Origin of the sequence: Nocardioides sp. URHA0020 (genome assembly GCF_000620705.1) — a bacterium.
In the GTDB taxonomy this organism is placed as follows: Bacteria; Actinomycetota; Actinomycetes; order Propionibacteriales; family Nocardioidaceae; genus Nocardioides.
On the sequence record NZ_KK211168.1, the window covers coordinates 377,577 to 391,703 of the forward strand.

Annotated in this window: 15 protein-coding genes; 7 read left to right on the top strand and 8 right to left on the bottom strand. The window is 71.0% G+C overall.

All coding sequences use genetic code 11. The features are described from left to right. Window positions 1-202: 202 nt before the first annotated feature. Window positions 203-1,246 (bottom strand): LLM class F420-dependent oxidoreductase, encoded by a 1,044-nt coding sequence (locus N542_RS0113505; protein ID WP_028644370.1) that lies wholly within the window; start codon window positions 1,244-1,246, stop codon window positions 203-205. A gap of 72 nt (window positions 1,247-1,318) precedes the next feature. Between N542_RS0113505 and N542_RS0113510 the strand changes: the two genes are divergently transcribed. From N542_RS0113510 to N542_RS0113525, 4 genes are read left to right on the top strand one after another with little or no spacing between them, the layout of a single operon-like run. Next, window positions 1,319-2,299, top strand: coding sequence for a Zn-ribbon domain-containing OB-fold protein (locus tag N542_RS0113510; protein WP_028644371.1), 981 nt, complete (start codon window positions 1,319-1,321; stop codon window positions 2,297-2,299). A 26-nt stretch (window positions 2,300-2,325) separates the two neighbouring features. Next, on the top strand, window positions 2,326-3,378 hold the full coding sequence (locus tag N542_RS0113515) for a thiolase domain-containing protein (RefSeq protein WP_028644372.1): 1,053 nt from the start codon (window positions 2,326-2,328) through the stop codon (window positions 3,376-3,378). Then, on the top strand, window positions 3,378-4,544 hold the full coding sequence (locus tag N542_RS0113520) for a thiolase domain-containing protein (protein WP_028644373.1): 1,167 nt from the start codon (window positions 3,378-3,380) through the stop codon (window positions 4,542-4,544). The genes N542_RS0113515 and N542_RS0113520 overlap by 1 nt, the downstream gene beginning before the upstream one ends. Before the next feature lie 56 nt (window positions 4,545-4,600). Then, window positions 4,601-4,906 (top strand): helix-turn-helix domain-containing protein, encoded by a 306-nt coding sequence (locus N542_RS0113525; RefSeq protein WP_028644374.1) that lies wholly within the window; start codon window positions 4,601-4,603, stop codon window positions 4,904-4,906. A 23-nt stretch (window positions 4,907-4,929) separates the two neighbouring features. Here N542_RS0113525 and N542_RS0113530 read toward each other — a convergent pair whose 3' ends face one another. From N542_RS0113530 to N542_RS24845, 4 genes are all read right to left on the bottom strand, one after another. Next, a complete protein-coding gene (locus N542_RS0113530) occupies window positions 4,930-5,703 on the bottom strand; it encodes a maleylpyruvate isomerase family mycothiol-dependent enzyme (protein ID WP_028644375.1) in 774 nt (257 codons plus the stop codon). Window positions 5,704-5,718: 15 nt separating this feature from the next. Beyond that, on the bottom strand, window positions 5,719-6,321 hold the full coding sequence (locus tag N542_RS0113535) for an ATP-dependent Clp protease proteolytic subunit (protein ID WP_028644376.1): 603 nt from the start codon (window positions 6,319-6,321) through the stop codon (window positions 5,719-5,721). Continuing rightward, window positions 6,318-6,929 carry a ClpP family protease gene (locus N542_RS0113540; protein ID WP_028644377.1) on the bottom strand — a complete coding sequence of 204 codons (612 nt, stop codon included), beginning with the start codon at window positions 6,927-6,929 and terminating at the stop codon, window positions 6,318-6,320. The genes N542_RS0113535 and N542_RS0113540 overlap by 4 nt, the downstream gene beginning before the upstream one ends. A gap of 77 nt (window positions 6,930-7,006) precedes the next feature. Beyond that, on the bottom strand, window positions 7,007-7,906 hold the full coding sequence (locus tag N542_RS24845; protein ID WP_036507770.1) for an aldo/keto reductase: 900 nt from the start codon (window positions 7,904-7,906) through the stop codon (window positions 7,007-7,009). Between the two features lie 35 nt (window positions 7,907-7,941). Here N542_RS24845 and map point away from each other — a divergent pair, with 35 nt between their 5' ends. Beyond that, entirely contained in the window at window positions 7,942-8,712 is a 771-nt protein-coding gene (map, locus tag N542_RS0113550) for a type I methionyl aminopeptidase (protein ID WP_028644378.1), read from the top strand. A 15-nt stretch (window positions 8,713-8,727) separates the two neighbouring features. Here the strand turns inward: map and N542_RS0113555 are convergent, their stop codons facing one another. Continuing rightward, entirely contained in the window at window positions 8,728-9,969 is a 1,242-nt protein-coding gene (locus N542_RS0113555) for a cytochrome P450 (protein ID WP_028644379.1), read from the bottom strand. Window positions 9,970-10,116: 147 nt separating this feature from the next. Here N542_RS0113555 and N542_RS0113560 point away from each other — a divergent pair, with 147 nt between their 5' ends. Both N542_RS0113560 and N542_RS0113565 read left to right on the top strand, forming a co-directional pair. Continuing rightward, complete coding sequence (locus N542_RS0113560) at window positions 10,117-11,280, top strand: steroid 3-ketoacyl-CoA thiolase (protein WP_028644380.1); 1,164 nt, start codon at window positions 10,117-10,119, stop codon at window positions 11,278-11,280. Between the two features lie 163 nt (window positions 11,281-11,443). Further along, a complete protein-coding gene (locus N542_RS0113565; RefSeq protein WP_028644381.1) occupies window positions 11,444-12,385 on the top strand; it encodes a hypothetical protein in 942 nt (313 codons plus the stop codon). A 98-nt stretch (window positions 12,386-12,483) separates the two neighbouring features. On the opposite strand, the gene N542_RS0113570 is transcribed toward N542_RS0113565, so the two are convergent. Both N542_RS0113570 and N542_RS0113575 read right to left on the bottom strand, forming a co-directional pair. Next, complete coding sequence (locus N542_RS0113570; RefSeq protein ID WP_028644382.1) at window positions 12,484-13,365, bottom strand: SDR family oxidoreductase; 882 nt, start codon at window positions 13,363-13,365, stop codon at window positions 12,484-12,486. Beyond that, entirely contained in the window at window positions 13,365-14,111 is a 747-nt protein-coding gene (locus N542_RS0113575; protein ID WP_028644383.1) for an SDR family oxidoreductase, read from the bottom strand. The genes N542_RS0113570 and N542_RS0113575 overlap by 1 nt, the downstream gene beginning before the upstream one ends. Window positions 14,112-14,127: the final 16 nt, after the last annotated feature.

The window sequence follows — 14,127 nt, forward strand, 5'->3', positions numbered from 1 at the left end:
GCCTGCCCTCGCTGCGGGGGTTTCGAGACGGGCCTGGCGGCCCTCCTCAACCACCGGCGCGACCGGCCTGGCGGCCCTCCTCAACCACCGGCGCGACCGGCCTCGCGGCCCTGCTCAACCACCGGCGAGACGGGCCTGGCGGCCCTCCTCAACCACCGGGACGGTCGGTCCCCGACCCCTCGAGCGAGGGCCCGGGCGGTCGTCAGGCGAGGAGGTCCGCGACCGATCGGATCTCGTCGGCGGAGCGGGCGCTGAGGAGCAGCGTGGTCACGCCGGTCTCCTCCCACTGCGCGACCCGCTCCTTGACCTCGCCCGCGGTGCCGACGATGTGCATGTCGTCGACCAGCTCGTCCGGGATGAGGGCCGTCGCCTTGTCCTTCTCGCCGCCCAGGTAGAGCCGCTGCACCTCCGCGGCAAGGTCCTCGTAGCCCATCCGCACGAACACCTGGTTGTGGAAGTTGGCCTCCTGGGCGCCCATGCCGCCCATGTAGAGCGACACCGAGGGCTTGATCGCGTCGAGCACGAGCTGCTTCTCCTCGGCGTTCGCCACCACCTGCAGGTGGCACGTCGCGGCGATCTCGAAGTCCTCGCGCGTACGCCGAGCGCCGGGCCGGGCGAAGCCCTCGTCGAGCCAGGGCCGGTACATCCCGGCCGACTTCGGCGTGTAGAAGATGGGGATCCAGCCGTCCGCGATCTCCGCGGTCTGGGCGACGTTCTTCGGGCCCTCTGCGCCGAGCCAGATCGGCACGTCGGAGCGCAGGGGGTGCACGATCGGCTTGAGCGGCTTGCCGAGGCCGACGGAGTTGTCGCCACGGAACGGCAGCGGGTAGTGCGGGCCGTCGTTGGTGACCTTGTCCTCGCGGGCGAGGACCTTGCGGATGATGTCAACGACCTCACGGGTGCGCGCCAGCGGCTTGCCGAAGGGCTGGCCGTACCAGCCCTCGACGACCTGCGGCCCGCTGACTCCCATGCCGAGGATGACCCGGCCGTTCGAGAGGTGGTCGAGGGTCAGCAGGTGCATCGCGATCGACGTCGGCGAGCGGCCCGACATCTGCACGATCGACGTACCGAGCTTGATCCGCTCGGTCTCGCGGCCCCACCAGGCCAGCGGGGTGAACGCGTCGCTCCCCCACGCCTCGGCGGTGAAGATCGCGTCGAAGCCGGAGTCCTCGGCGGCGGCGACGAGCTCTCCCACGCCGTGCGGAGGTTGGGCCCCCCAGTAGCCGAGCTGCAGTCCGAGCTTCATCCGTCTCTCCTGTCGTCTCCCCGATATGGGCACGGTCTTGCCCGATCTTAGAACGTGTTCTAGTTTCGGATCATGACACGAACACTGTCAGCACCCGTCACCGTAGCGTTCGACTACACCCGGTCGACCGGACCTGTCGTCGGCCGGTTCCTGACCGGCCTCCGCGACGGCGTCGTCGTCGCCGGACGTACGTCGGAGGGCGGGGTCGTCGTACCTCCGCTGGAGTACGACCCGGTGACGCACGAGCAGACCACCGACTTCGTCGAGGTCGCGTCCGTGGGGACCGTGACGTCGTGGTCGTGGGTGCCCGAGCCGGTGAAGGGCCAGCCGTTCGACCGGCCCTTCGCCTTCGCGCTGGTGACCCTGGACGGCGCGACCCGCCCGTTTCTGCACGCACTCGACGTGACGTCGCCCGACGAGGTGTCGACCGGCATGCGGGTCCAGGTCCGCTGGGCAGCGGAGCGGGTCGGCGCGATCACCGACATCGAGGCGTTCGAGCCGCTCTCCGGTGAGGGTGACGCCGGGGGGAGCGCGCCCCCCTCGTCCGGCGGCACCGGGACGAGGACCGTCGACCCGGTGACCGGTGTCATCGTCCCGGTCTCGCTCGACTACCAGTACGCCGCGTCGCCCGAGGAGTCGGCGTTCTACCGCGGCCTCAACGCGGGGCGCATCCTCGGGCAGCGCTGCCCGACCTGCCAGAAGGTCTACGTGCCGCCGCGCAGCGCCTGCCCGGCCGACGGCACTCCGACCGCGGAGGAGGTGGAGCTGTCGCAGACCGGCACCATCACGACGTTCTGCATCGTCAATGTGCCGTTCCTGGGCCAGAAGATCATCCCGCCGTACGTCTCGGCGTACGTGCTGCTCGACGGCGCCGACATCGCGATCCTCCACCTGATCCTGGGCGTGCCGGCCGACGAGGTGCGGATGGGCATGCGGGTCAGGGCGGTCTGGAAGCCGGAGGAGGAGTGGACGTACTCCCTGGAGAACATCGACCACTTCGAGCCGGCCGACGAGCCGGACGCGGACTACGACACCTACCAGCACCACCTCTGAGGGGCCCCGGAAATGGAGCGCACAGCATGAGAGACGTTGCCGTCGTCGGGTTCGCCCAGCGACAGATGGCCGAGTTCGACGGGTCACCGACCTGCGTGGAGCTGCTCGTCCCGCTCCTCGCGGAGTGCTACGAGCAGACCGGCTGGACCCGCCGCGACATCGGCTTCTGGTGCTCGGGATCCTCCGACTACCTGGCCGGGCGGTCCTTCTCGTTCGTCTCGGCCGTCGACGCGATCGGCGTGATCCCGCCGGTCAACGAGTCGCACGTCGAGATGGACCTCGCCTGGGCCATGTACGAGGCCTGGCTGAAGATCCAGACCGGCGAGGTCGACACCGCCCTGGTGTACGCCTTCGGCAAGTCCTCCGCCGGGGTGCTGCGCCGAACCCTCGGCCTGCAGCTCGAGCCGTACACGATGACCCCGCTCTGGCCCGACACCGTGTCGCTCGCCGGCCTCCAGGCCCGCATCGGCATCGACGCCGGCGAGTGGGACGAGACGGCGATGGCCGAGGTGGCCAACCGCTCCCTCACCGACGCGGAGAAGAACGAGTACTCGATCCGCAAGGGCGGCTCCTCGGTCGAGGAGCTCCTGTCGCGGCCGCTGTACGCCGATCCGCTGCGCAAGCACGACTGCTCCCCCGTCACCGACGGCGCGGCCGCGATCGTGCTCGCCGCCGGCGACCGGGCCCGGGCGGTGCGGGACCGGCCGGCCTGGATCGAGGGCCTGTCGCACTACATCGACCCGATGGGTCTCGGCACCCGCGACCTGACCCGGTCGCCGTCGGCCGCGCGCGCCGCTGCCGCGGTCGACCTGACAGGCGTCGAGGTGGCCGAGCTGCACGCGCCGTTCAGCCACCAGGAGCTGATCCTGCGTCGCGAGCTCGGGTTGGGCGACGACGTCCGCATCAACCCGTCGGGCGGCGCTCTGACCAGCAACCCGATGTTCTCGGGGGGCGGCATCCGGATCGGCGAGGCCGCCTCGCGGATCTGGTCCGGCGAGATCTCGAAGGCCGTCGGCCACGCGACCTCCGGCCCGGCCCTGCAACAGAACCTGCTCTGCGTGCTGGAAGGACGTAGCTGATGGGCAAGCAGCCTGCCGCCGTGGTCGGGATCGGCCAGACCCACCACCGCGCGAAGCGCCTCGACGTCTCGATGGCCGGCCTGTGCCGCGAGGCCATCGACCGCGCCCTCGAGGACGCGGGCATGACCCTCGACGAGATCGACGCGATCGTGGTCGGCAAGGCGCCCGACCTCTTCGAGGGCGTGATGATGCCCGAGCTGTTCCTGGCCGAGGCGCTCGGGGCCGCCGGCAAGCCGCTGCTGCGCGTGCACACCGCCGGCTCGGTCGGTGGGTCCACCGCCATCGTCGCCGCGTCGCTCGTCCAGGCGGGCGTGCACCGCAAGGTGCTGACGGTCGCCTACGAGAAGCAGTCGGAGTCCAACGCGATGTGGGCCCTCTCGGTCCCGCTGCCGTTCAACATGCCGGTGCACGCCGGCGCCGGCGGCTACTTCGCCCCGCACGTGCGCTCCTACATCCGCCGCTCCGGCGCCCCGACCCACGTCGGCGCCATCGTGGCGGCCAAGGACCGCAACAACGCGCTGCGGAACCCCTACGCGCACCTGCACAACGAGGGCACCACCGTGGAGTCGGTGCTCGCCTCGCAGATGCTCTGGGACCCGATCCGCTACGACGAGACCTGCCCGTCCTCCGACGGCGCGTGCGCCCTGGTGATCGTCTCCGAGGACGTCGCGGCCGCCTCGCCGAACCCGGCTTGGATCCACGGCACGGTGATGCGCTCCGAGGCGACGACCTCGGCCGAGCGCGACCAGGTCAACCCGCAGGCCTCCCGGGACGCCGCGGCCGCCCTGTGGAAGCAGGCCGGCATCACCAGCCCGATCGACGAGATCGACATGGCCGAGATCTACGTGCCCTTCTCGTGGTTCGAGCCGATGTGGCTCGAGAGCCTCGGGTTCGCCGACGCCAACGGTGGCGGCTGGCGGCTCACGGAGTCCGGCGGCACGGCGATGGACGGCGTGCTCCCGGTCAACTGCTCGGGCGGCGTCCTGTCGTCCAACCCGATCGGCGCCTCGGGCATGCTCCGCTTCGGCGAGGCCGCGCTCCAGGTGCGGGGAGCGGCCGGCGAGCACCAGGTCGACGGCGCCCGCAAGGCCCTGGGCCACGCGTACGGCGGCGGCTCGCAGTTCTTCGCGATGTGGGTCGTCGGCGCGGAGAGGCCGACGAACTAGTTCGCCCCTGGCGAACGCCGCTGTCGCCACCGTCCCGGCGGGCCTACCGTCGGGACATGGCCGACATCCTCGCGTTCCCCGCTCGTCCGGCGCCCGACCGACCCGAGCCGTTGTGGCGCGAGGCGGTCGGCCACGAGCTGCGCGAGGAGCGTCGTACGGCGGAGCGCACCCTCGCCGACGTCGCGACCGATGCCGGGGTGTCGACGCAGTACCTCTCCGAGGTGGAGCGCGGGCTCAAGGAGCCCAGCTCCGAGATCCTCGGCGCGGTCGCCGGCGCCCTCGGGCTGCGCCTGGTCGACCTGACGTCTCGCGTCAGCCGGCGGCTCTCGCAGATCTCGGGACCCGTCTGCCTGGCGGCCTAGGGCAGGCCCGTCGGCGCCCCCGGTCAGTAGCCCGGGAAGACCTGTCGCAGCTCGTCCAGCGTGACGTTGCCGGTCACGGTGACGTCGGCGGCGTACGCGTCGCCCAGGCGCCCGGTCAGCAGGCGCACCACGGCCTCGGTCGGTCCGTCGAAGGTCGCGGTGGGGTCGGCGACCTCGTCGGCGACCCTCACCGCGTCGGTGATCTCGATGCCGCCGCCGGGGATGGCGAGCCGCACCTCCTGCTCGAGCTGGTCGGCCTTGCCGGAGAACCCCAGCAAGAAGGAGAGCGGCCCGGCGAACAGCTCGAGCAGCAGGTCGGCCGAGGCAGCGTCGACGGTCGCGGCGGGGTCGAGCCCGACGCGCACGTCCCATGCGTGGTTGGCGACCTCGTTGAGACGCATGCCGAGCGCCACCACCAGCGGGACCGGCTGCGGCAGGAACCCCATGTCGATCTGCAGGCTCTCGTGCTGCTCGGCGCTGAGGCCCTCGACGGTGTCGAGGTACGCCGCGTCGTGCGTGAGGAAGCCGGCCACCTGCTCGGCCGGGGTGGACCCGTCCCAGCGCGCCCAGATCGTCTGGTTGTCCTCCGCGTCGACCTGCTCCCCTGCGGCGGTCGCGATCGGCGTACGACTGATCTCGGCGCCGCTGCCCAGGTGCGAGAACACCTGCGCGACCGTCCACTCGGCGGCCCCGCTCGGGCCGGTCAGCTGCGCCTCGCTGAGCGTCGGCACCACCGCCGCCAGCTCGTCGTGGTTGGCGCGGAGGGCCGCGATGGCTCGGACGGTGAGTTCGCTCATGTCGGGCGCAACCTCTCAGGTGACGGGCTTCTTCCGGCTGTCCAGGATGCTGTCGACGATGCCATAGGACACCGCCTCCTCGGCGGACAGCACCAGGTCGCGCTCGGTGTCCTCCCGCACCTGCTCGACCGACCGCCCGGTGTGGTGGGCCAGCAGGTGCTCGGTCTCCGCACGGATCCGGGCGATCTCCTTGGCCTGGAGCGCCAGGTCGGGCAGGGTGCCCTGACCACCGCCCGAGGGCTGGTGCAGCACCACGCGGGCGTGCGGCAGCACCGTACGGCGCCCCGGCGCCCCGGCTGCGAGGAGGACGGCGGCCGACGAGGCCGCCTGACCCACGCACGCCGTGCCGACCTCGGGCCGGATGAACTGCATGGCGTCGTAGATGGCCAGCATCGAGGTGACCGACCCACCCGGGGAGTTGAGGTAGAGGTTGATCGGCGCGTCCGGGCTCTCCGACTCCAGGTGCAGCAGCTGCGCGATCACCACGTTGGCGACCCCGTCGTCGACCTCGGTGCCGAGGTAGATGATCCGATCGGTCAGCAGCCGGCTGTAGATGTCGACCGCGCGCTCGCCGCGGTGGGTCTTCTCGATGACGCTCGGGATCGTGTACTGGCTCATGCCGGCACCCCGAAGCTCGCGGTCGGCCGGGTCGGGTTGATCGCGCCCAGGTCGCTCAGCACCTGGTCGACGAAGCCGTAGGCCAGCGCCTGGTCGGCGGTGAACCACCGGTCGCGCAGCGAGTCGCGCTCGATCACGTCGTACGGCTGCCCGGTGTGCTCGGCGATCAGGCCGATCAGGACGCCCTTGACGTGCTCGAGGTTCTCGGCCTGGATCTCGATGTCGATCGCGGTGCCGCCGATGCCGGCGGAGCCCTGGTGCATCAGGATCCGCGAGTGTGGCAGGGCGTAGCGCTTGCCCGGCGTCCCGGCCGACAGCAGGAACTGGCCCATGCTGGCCGCGAGGCCCATCGACAGCGTGCTGACGTCGTTCGGGATGAGGCGCATCGTGTCGTAGATCGCGAGGCCTGCGCTGACGCTGCCGCCCGGCGAGTTGATGTAGAGGCTGATGTCGCGGTGCGGGTCCTCGGCCGAGAGCAGCAGCAGCTCGGCGCAGAGGCGGTTGGCGATGCCGTCGTCGACCTCCTGCCCGAGCACCAGGATGCGCTGGTGCATGAGGCGGGCGGTCAGCTGGTCGTCGAAGGGTCCGGTCAGAGGTGGCTGGGTCATGGGACCAGCGTTCGTCGCGCCGGCCGGCCACGGAAGCGAATCTGCCGCCAGCGGATCTGCTCTCGGCGGATCCCGGCTCAGTGCAGCAGGTGCACGGACGCCAGCGCGGACTCCAGCTGCTCGACGCTGCTGACGCCGATGATCGGCTTCCAGCCCTTGGCGAGCATCCACGCCAGCACCACCTGCGAGGCGGGCACGCCGCCGTGGTCCTCGGCCACCCGACGCAGCGTCGCCAGCCGCTCCGTGGTGCCCGGGTGGTCGTAGGCGGAGGGGAACGGCCGGTCGGGGCGGTCGAAGCTGCCCTGCACCAAGGGGCTGTAGACCCAGAGGTCCAGCTCGGGGTGCACCTGCAGGTAGTCCACGGTCTCCTCGGTGACCCAGCCGAAGCGGTGGTCCTTGCCGGGCACCGCCGCACCCGGTCGCGGCTCGACGTACGACGTCGTCAGCTGGAGCGCCGACCACGGCTCCACGCCGAGCCGCTCGGCGATGGTGCGGGCCTGCTCGACGCGCCAGGTGGGGTGGTTGGAGACGCCGAGCCGGCGTACGACGCCCCGGTCGACGAGCGCGCCGAACGCCCCGACGGTCTCCTCGAGGTCGGTCGACCGGTCCTCGCCGTGGGCCCAGTAGAGGTCGATCGTGTCGATGCCGAGGCGCTCGAGGCTGCGCGCGTGCTCGCGCTCGATCACCGCCGCGGACAGGCCCTCCTCGTGACCGTCGTCCGTGGGCTCGACCCCGACCTTGGTGGCGATCACCAGCTCGTCGCGCAGCCCCGGGTTGGCCGCCAGCCAACGACCGATCAGCTCCTCGCTCTGGCCGCCGTGCCCGGTGGGCGAGGACCAGAAGGAGTAGCAGTTCGCGGTGTCGAGGACGCGGCCGCCGGCCTCGACGTACCGGTCGAGCAGCGCGTACGACGTGGTCTGGTCGGTGCGGGTGCCGAAGTACATGGTGCCCAGCACCAAGCCCATATCGAGGTCCATTGCGCCACCCTACTGAGCGCGGATAGGGTCGATTCATGATCGAGCTCCGGACCCCTGCCCAGATCGAGCAGATGCGCCCCGCCGGCCGCTTCGTCGCCGACGTCCTCACCGCGCTCGCCGCGAAGGCCGCGGTCGGGGTCAACCTGCTCGAGCTCGACGAGCTGGCCCACCAGATGATCCGTGACCGGGGAGCGGAGTCGTGCTACATCGACTACCACCCCTCCTTCGGCGGCTCGCCCTTCGGCAAGGTGCTGTGCACCTCGGTCAACGACGCCGTGCTGCACGGCCTGCCCCACGACTACGTCCTCGAGGACGGCGACCTGCTCTCGGTCGACTTCGCCGCCAACGTGGACGGGTGGGTCTCCGACTCGGCGCTGAGCGTCGTGGTCGGCACCGCCCGCCAGGAGGACCTCGACCTGATCGCGCTCACCGGACGCGCGCTCGAGGCCGGCATCGCCCAGGCCGTGCCGGGCAACCGGCTGGGCGACATCTCGGCGGCGATCGGCGAGGTGGCCCGCGCCCAGGGCCTGGGCGTCAACATGCAGTTCGGCGGCCACGGCGTCGGCCGCACCATGCACGGCGAGCCGCACGTCGCCAACGACGGCCGCGCCGGGCGGGGCCTGAAGCTCCGACCGGGGCTGGTGATCGCGATCGAGCCGTGGTTCCTGCACACCACTGACGAGATCTACACCGACGACGACGGCTGGACGCTGCGCAGCAAGGACGGCTCCCGCGGCGCCCACATGGAGCACACGGTGGCCATCACGGCAGACGGCCCGCTGGTCCTCACCGAGCGGGCCGCCTGACGTACGTCGTACCTCTCAGGCGTACTTGACCTGGAGGTCCTTGATGCCGTTGATCCAGGAGTGCCGCAGCCGCACCGGCTCGGCAAGCTTGCTGATGTCCGGCGCGTGGTCGGCGATGGCGTCGAAAATCACCCGGATCTCCTGACGGGCCAGGTTGGCGCCGAGGCAGTAGTGCGCGCCGTGGCCGCCGAACCCCAGCTGCGGGTTGGGGTCACGCAGGATGTTGAACGTGTGAGGGTCCTCGAAGACGGTCTCGTCGAAGTTGGCGCTCGCGTAGAAGAGAGCAGCGCGCTCGCCCTTCTTGAACTGGTGGCCGCTGACCTCGACGTCGTGCAGCGCGGTGCGCTGGAAGACGCTGACGGGGGTGCCCCACCGCACGACCTCGTCCACCATCGTCGCCGGCCGGTCCCGCTTCCAGATCTCCCACTGCTCGGGGTTGTCGAGGAACGCGTTCATGCCGTGGGTGACCGCGTTGCGCGTGGTCTCGTTGCCCGCCACCGCGAGCAGGATGACGAAGTAGCCGAACTCGTCGTCGGACAGCCCGCGCTCGCCCTTGTGCGCCGTGATCAGCTTGGTGATCAGGTCGTCGCGCGGGTTGGCCTGCCGGTCGGCGGCCAGCATCATCGCGTAGCCCAGGATCTCGGCGGCCGCGACGTCGTTGTTGCCGGCGAAGTCCGGGTCCTCACCCGCGAGCATCAGGTTGGACCACTCGAAGAGCTTGTGCCGGTCCTCCTGCGGTACGCCGATCAGGTCGGCGATCGCCTGCAGGGGCAGCTCGGCGGCGACCTCCTCGACGAAGTTGCCGGTGCCCCGGGCGACGGCGTCCTTCACGATCGTGCCGGCGCGCTGCACCATCGTTGCCTCGAGCTCGGCGATCGAGCGCGGGGTGAAGCCGCGGGAGATGATGCCGCGGGTCTGGGTGTGCTCCGGCGGGTCCTGGTTGATCAGGATCACCCGCTGGAGCTCGATCTGGCCGCGCTCCATGACGTCGGGGAACCGGATGATCGCGCCGTTCTCGGCGGTGGACCAGTTCTTGCTGTCCTTGGAGATCGCCGAGACATCCTCGTGCCGCGTCACCGCCCAGTAGCCGGTGCCCGACTCCTCCGCGAAGCCGCTGCGCTGCTCCCAGGGCTGCTCGACCCACGAGATCGGGTTGGTCTGCCGTGCCTCTCGGAACTTGTCGTACGGAATCGCCTGCTGATTCACGTCCGGGTCGGTGAAGTCGAATCCTCCGGGAAGGACGTCGGTTGCAGTCACGGGGCGCTCTCCTACTCGATGTGGAACACGTTCTAGTGGCACAGGTTACATACCGAAGGTAGGTCAGGGAAGGTTTCCGGCGGCCTGCCGCGCATCCTGCCGCGCCCGAGGGTTGTTGGCGACGAGAACGTGTTCTAGTTTTGTCCCATGGGCACCCCTGTGATCATCGACGCCGTCCGCACCCCTCTCGGCAAGAGGAAAGGCTGGCTGGCCGGCGTCCACCCCGCCGTCCTGATCGGGCACGCGATGGGCGAGGTCCTGGCCCGGTCCGGTCTCGACTCCGAGCTCGTCGACCAGGTCGTGGCCGGCTGCGTGACCCAGGCGGGCGAGCAGTCCAACGGCATGGTCCGGCGCGCCTGGCTGCACGCGGGACTCGCGCAGCACACCGCGGGGACGATGGTCGACGCGCAGTGCGGGTCCGGCCAGGCGGCGGCGCACCTGGTCAACGACATGATCGCGGCCGGCAGCATCGAGATCGGGATCGCCGCCGGCGTCGAGGCAATGTCGCGCATCCCGCTGGGCGCCAACGTGCCCGCCGGCACCGGCGACCCGCGTCCGGACGACTGGTCCATCGACATGCCCAACCAGTTCGAGGCGGCCGACCGGATCGCTCGCAACCGCGGCATCAGCCGGGCCGACCTCGACGCGTTCGGCCTCGTCTCCCAGCAGAAGGCGCGCGTCGCCGTCGACGAGGGCCGCTTCAAGCGCGAGATCTCCGCGGTCACGGCGCCCGTGCTCGACGCCGAGGGCAACCCGACCGGGGAGACCCGCGTGGTCGACACCGACCAGGGTCTGCGCGACACGACCCTGGAGGGCCTCGCCGGCCTCAGGAGCGTGCTCCCCGACGGCCTGCACACCGCCGGCACCTCGTCGCAGATCAGCGACGGCGCGTCCGCCGTACTCATCATGGACTCCGACCGCGCCGCCGCCCTCGGGCTGAAGCCGCGGGCCCGGATCGTGTCGCACTGCCTGGTCGGCTCGGACCCGTACTACCACCTCGATGGACCCATCGACGCGACCCAGCGGATCCTCGACCGGACCGGCATGTCGATCTCGGACTTCGACCTCTTCGAGGTCAACGAGGCCTTCGCCTCCGTCGTCCTGTCGTGGGCCGGCCAGCACCGCGTCGACCTGGACAAGGTCAACGTCAACGGCGGCGCCATCGCCCTCGGCCACCCCGTGGGCTCCACCGGCGTCCGGCTGATCACCACGGCGCTGCACGAGCTCGAGCGGCGCGACCAGACCACCGCCTTGATCTCCATGTGCGCGGGCGGCGCGATGGCCACCGGCACCGTCATCGAGCGGATCTAGTTCCTGCGCCTGCGAGGAGTTTCATCGGCCGGCCGATGAAACTCATCCTGGGACGACGAACCTTCGTCGTCCCAGCATGAGTTCTGTGGTGAGCAGCGACGAGTTCTCCACAGATCGAGTACGACGCAGCCGGGCCCGCCCGTGACGGGGAACGCTGGTGCCCATGCAGCACCTGCCGCTCGACGACCACGGACTCCTGCTCCGCAGGACCGCCATCGAGCTCGGACTCGATGACAACTGGCTCGCGCGCATGGTGCGCCTGCGGGTACTGGTCCGGATCCGGCACGGCGCGTACGCCGATGCCGACGTGTGGCGGAGGCTGACACCCGCGGGCCGACATCTCCTGCGCAGCCGGGCGGTCATGCTGCAGTACGACGATCGGGTCGCGCTCTCCCACGCCAGCGCCCACGTGCTCCGTGGCGGCCCCGACTGGGGTCTTGACCTCACCAACGTCAACATCACCAATCTCCACGGGCGAGGCGACCGGGTCCAGGCGGGCATCACCCACCACCGGGGCGCCACCTTCGTCACCGACGTGTCCCGGTTCAACGATCACTGGGTGACCGCACCGGCTCGAACGGCGGTCGAGACCGCGGCCGGGCTCGGCCTGGCGGCAGCCGTCTGCGTGCTGGACTGGACTCTGCACCAGGGCCTCACACGTCGTGAAGAGCTCGAGCTCTACGCGGGAGTCTGGCTCCGGGAGTGGCCCGGAAGCGTCAACCTGCCGGCCGCGGTGGCGGCCAGCGACGGGCGGTCGGAGTCCGTTGGTGAGACGCGCAGCCGACTGATCCTGGAGGATCTCGGGTTCGAGCCCGAACCGCAGTGGGAGGTCCGGCTCCCGTCCGGACGGGTCGCTGGACGGGTCGACCTGCTGCTGCGCAGGCAGGGTGCGATGGTGGAGTTCGACGGGCAGGTGAAGTACGGCCGCCTGCTCAAGCCGGGCCAGAGGATCGAGGACGTGGTCAAGGCCGAGCGGGAGCGAGAGGTCCTGCTGGAGGAGCTGACCGGGCTGCGCATCCTGCGGCTGGTCTGGGGCGACCTCAGCAACCCGGCTGAGATCGGTGCCCGGGTGCAGCGCATCGTCGCTCAACGCCGCGCCGGCTGAACGTGCACCGAGTCTGGACGACGAATCTCACGCTTGGACGACGAAGTTTCATCGTCCAGGGGTGAGTTTCATCGGCCGGCCGATGAAACTCCCGCACCCTAGGCGCCGTACACCGGCTCCGGAGCGGGACCCGCGGCGAGGAGCTCGCGCAGCGCAGGACCGACCTCGGCCGCCTCCCACCGGCGGCCGAGGTCGAGCGCGGGTCCGTGCCGCCACCCGAGCTCGACGGTGACCCGGCCGCCGTCGATCTCGATCACCCGGCCGGTCACGTCCCCCGCCTCCGCGGAGGCCAGCCAGGCCACGATCGGGGAGTTGTCCTCCGGCAGGGCCATGGCGGAGGTGTCGAAGGCGCCCTCCGTCATCCGGGTCCGAGCCACCGGGGCGATCGCGTTCACAGTCACGCCGTACCGGCCCATCTCCTGCGCGGCCACCAGCGTCATCGCGGCGATCCCGCCCTTGGCGGCCGAGTAGGTCGTCTGGCCGACCGAGCCCTGCAGCCCGGCGCCGGAGGACGTGTTGATCACCCGGGCGGCACGCTGGCGGCCCTCCTTGGACTCGGCGCGCCAGTAGGCGCCCGCGTGCCGCAGCGGCGCGAAGTGCCCCTTGAGGTGCACGCGGATCACGGCGTCCCACTCCTCCTCGGCGGTGTTCACCAGCATCCGGTCCCGCACGAACCCCGCGTTGTTGACCAGGATGTCGAGGCCGCCGTACGTCGTGATCGCCTGCTCCACCATCGCGGCGGCCTGCTCGAAGTCGGCGACGTCGGCACCGTTCACCACCGCCCGCCCGCCCGCGGCCTCGATCTCCGCGACCACCGCCTCGGCCGGAGACTCCCCCGTGCCCTCGCCGGACAACGAGACGCCGAAGTCGTTCACCACCACCGCCGCACCGTGCCGCGCCAGCTCGAGCGCGTGCGCGCGTCCGATGCCACGGCCGGCGCCGGTGACGATGGCGGTGCGACCTTCGAGGAGCGAGCTCATCAGAGTCCCTTCTGGACCAGCAGGAAGGCGGGGATCTCTCCCCCGCCGTGACACGCGACGCTCGCGCCCGAGACGTACGACGCCAGGTCGCTGGCCAGGAACGCCGCGACGTTGCCGACCTCCTCGGGACGCGCCATCCGACCCAGTGGGATGGTCCGCTCGATCACCGCGACCGAGGCGTCGTCGCCGTAGTGGTCGTCGGTCTGCTCGGTGCGGCACAGGCCCACGTCGATCGCGTTGACGCGCACCCGCGGCGACCACTCCATCGCCAGCGACGTCGTCAGGGAGTCCAGGCCGGCCTTGGCCGCGCCGTACGCCGCGATGGTGGGCGCGGGCCGCCCGGCGGAGATCGACGAGATGTTCACGATGGAGCCCCCGGTCTCCTGCTGCTGCATCACGGCGTTGGCCGCCTGGGCGCAGACCAGCGGTGCGAGCAGGTTGAGGCCCACGATCTTGTCGTGGAAGCGCGGCGAGGCGGTCGCCGCGTCGGCGGCGGGAGCACCGCCGGCGTTGTTGACCAGGACGTCGAGCCGGTCCAGCGAGCCGATCAGGGCGTGGACGGCGTCGGCGTCGCGGACGTCGCAGACGCGGTGCGTCGTGCCCGGCACCGGCTCCACGTCGCTCCGCGAGCACGTCACCACGTCGGCTCCCGCCGCCAGCAGCGCCCGGGTGATCCCCAGCCCGATGCCGCGGGTGCCGCCCGTGACGAGCGCGACCCGTCCGGTCAGGTCGATCGACAGCACCATGCTGCTAGCCTACCAA

Excerpts from the sequence above, each read along its gene's own strand:
- N542_RS0113530 (WP_028644375.1), bottom strand. The coding sequence starts at position 5,703 with ATGAGCGAACTCACCGTCCGAGCCATCGCGGCCCTCCGCGCCAACCAC.
- N542_RS0113575 (WP_028644383.1), bottom strand. The coding sequence starts at position 14,111 with ATGGTGCTGTCGATCGACCTGACCGGACGGGTCGCGCTCGTCACGGGC.
- N542_RS0113525 (WP_028644374.1), top strand. The coding sequence starts at position 4,601 with ATGGCCGACATCCTCGCGTTCCCCGCTCGTCCGGCGCCCGACCGACCC.
- N542_RS0113510 (WP_028644371.1), top strand. The coding sequence starts at position 1,319 with ATGACACGAACACTGTCAGCACCCGTCACCGTAGCGTTCGACTACACC.
- N542_RS0113570 (WP_028644382.1), bottom strand. The coding sequence starts at position 13,365 with ATGAGCTCGCTCCTCGAAGGTCGCACCGCCATCGTCACCGGCGCCGGC.
- N542_RS0113505 (WP_028644370.1), bottom strand. The coding sequence starts at position 1,246 with ATGAAGCTCGGACTGCAGCTCGGCTACTGGGGGGCCCAACCTCCGCAC.
- map (WP_028644378.1), top strand. The coding sequence starts at position 7,942 with ATGATCGAGCTCCGGACCCCTGCCCAGATCGAGCAGATGCGCCCCGCC.
- N542_RS0113560 (WP_028644380.1), top strand. The coding sequence starts at position 10,117 with ATGGGCACCCCTGTGATCATCGACGCCGTCCGCACCCCTCTCGGCAAG.
- N542_RS0113520 (WP_028644373.1), top strand. The coding sequence starts at position 3,378 with ATGGGCAAGCAGCCTGCCGCCGTGGTCGGGATCGGCCAGACCCACCAC.
- N542_RS0113535 (WP_028644376.1), bottom strand. The coding sequence starts at position 6,321 with ATGAGCCAGTACACGATCCCGAGCGTCATCGAGAAGACCCACCGCGGC.
- N542_RS0113565 (WP_028644381.1), top strand. The coding sequence starts at position 11,444 with ATGCAGCACCTGCCGCTCGACGACCACGGACTCCTGCTCCGCAGGACC.
- N542_RS24845 (WP_036507770.1), bottom strand. The coding sequence starts at position 7,906 with ATGGACCTCGATATGGGCTTGGTGCTGGGCACCATGTACTTCGGCACC.
- N542_RS0113540 (WP_028644377.1), bottom strand. The coding sequence starts at position 6,929 with ATGACCCAGCCACCTCTGACCGGACCCTTCGACGACCAGCTGACCGCC.
- N542_RS0113515 (WP_028644372.1), top strand. The coding sequence starts at position 2,326 with ATGAGAGACGTTGCCGTCGTCGGGTTCGCCCAGCGACAGATGGCCGAG.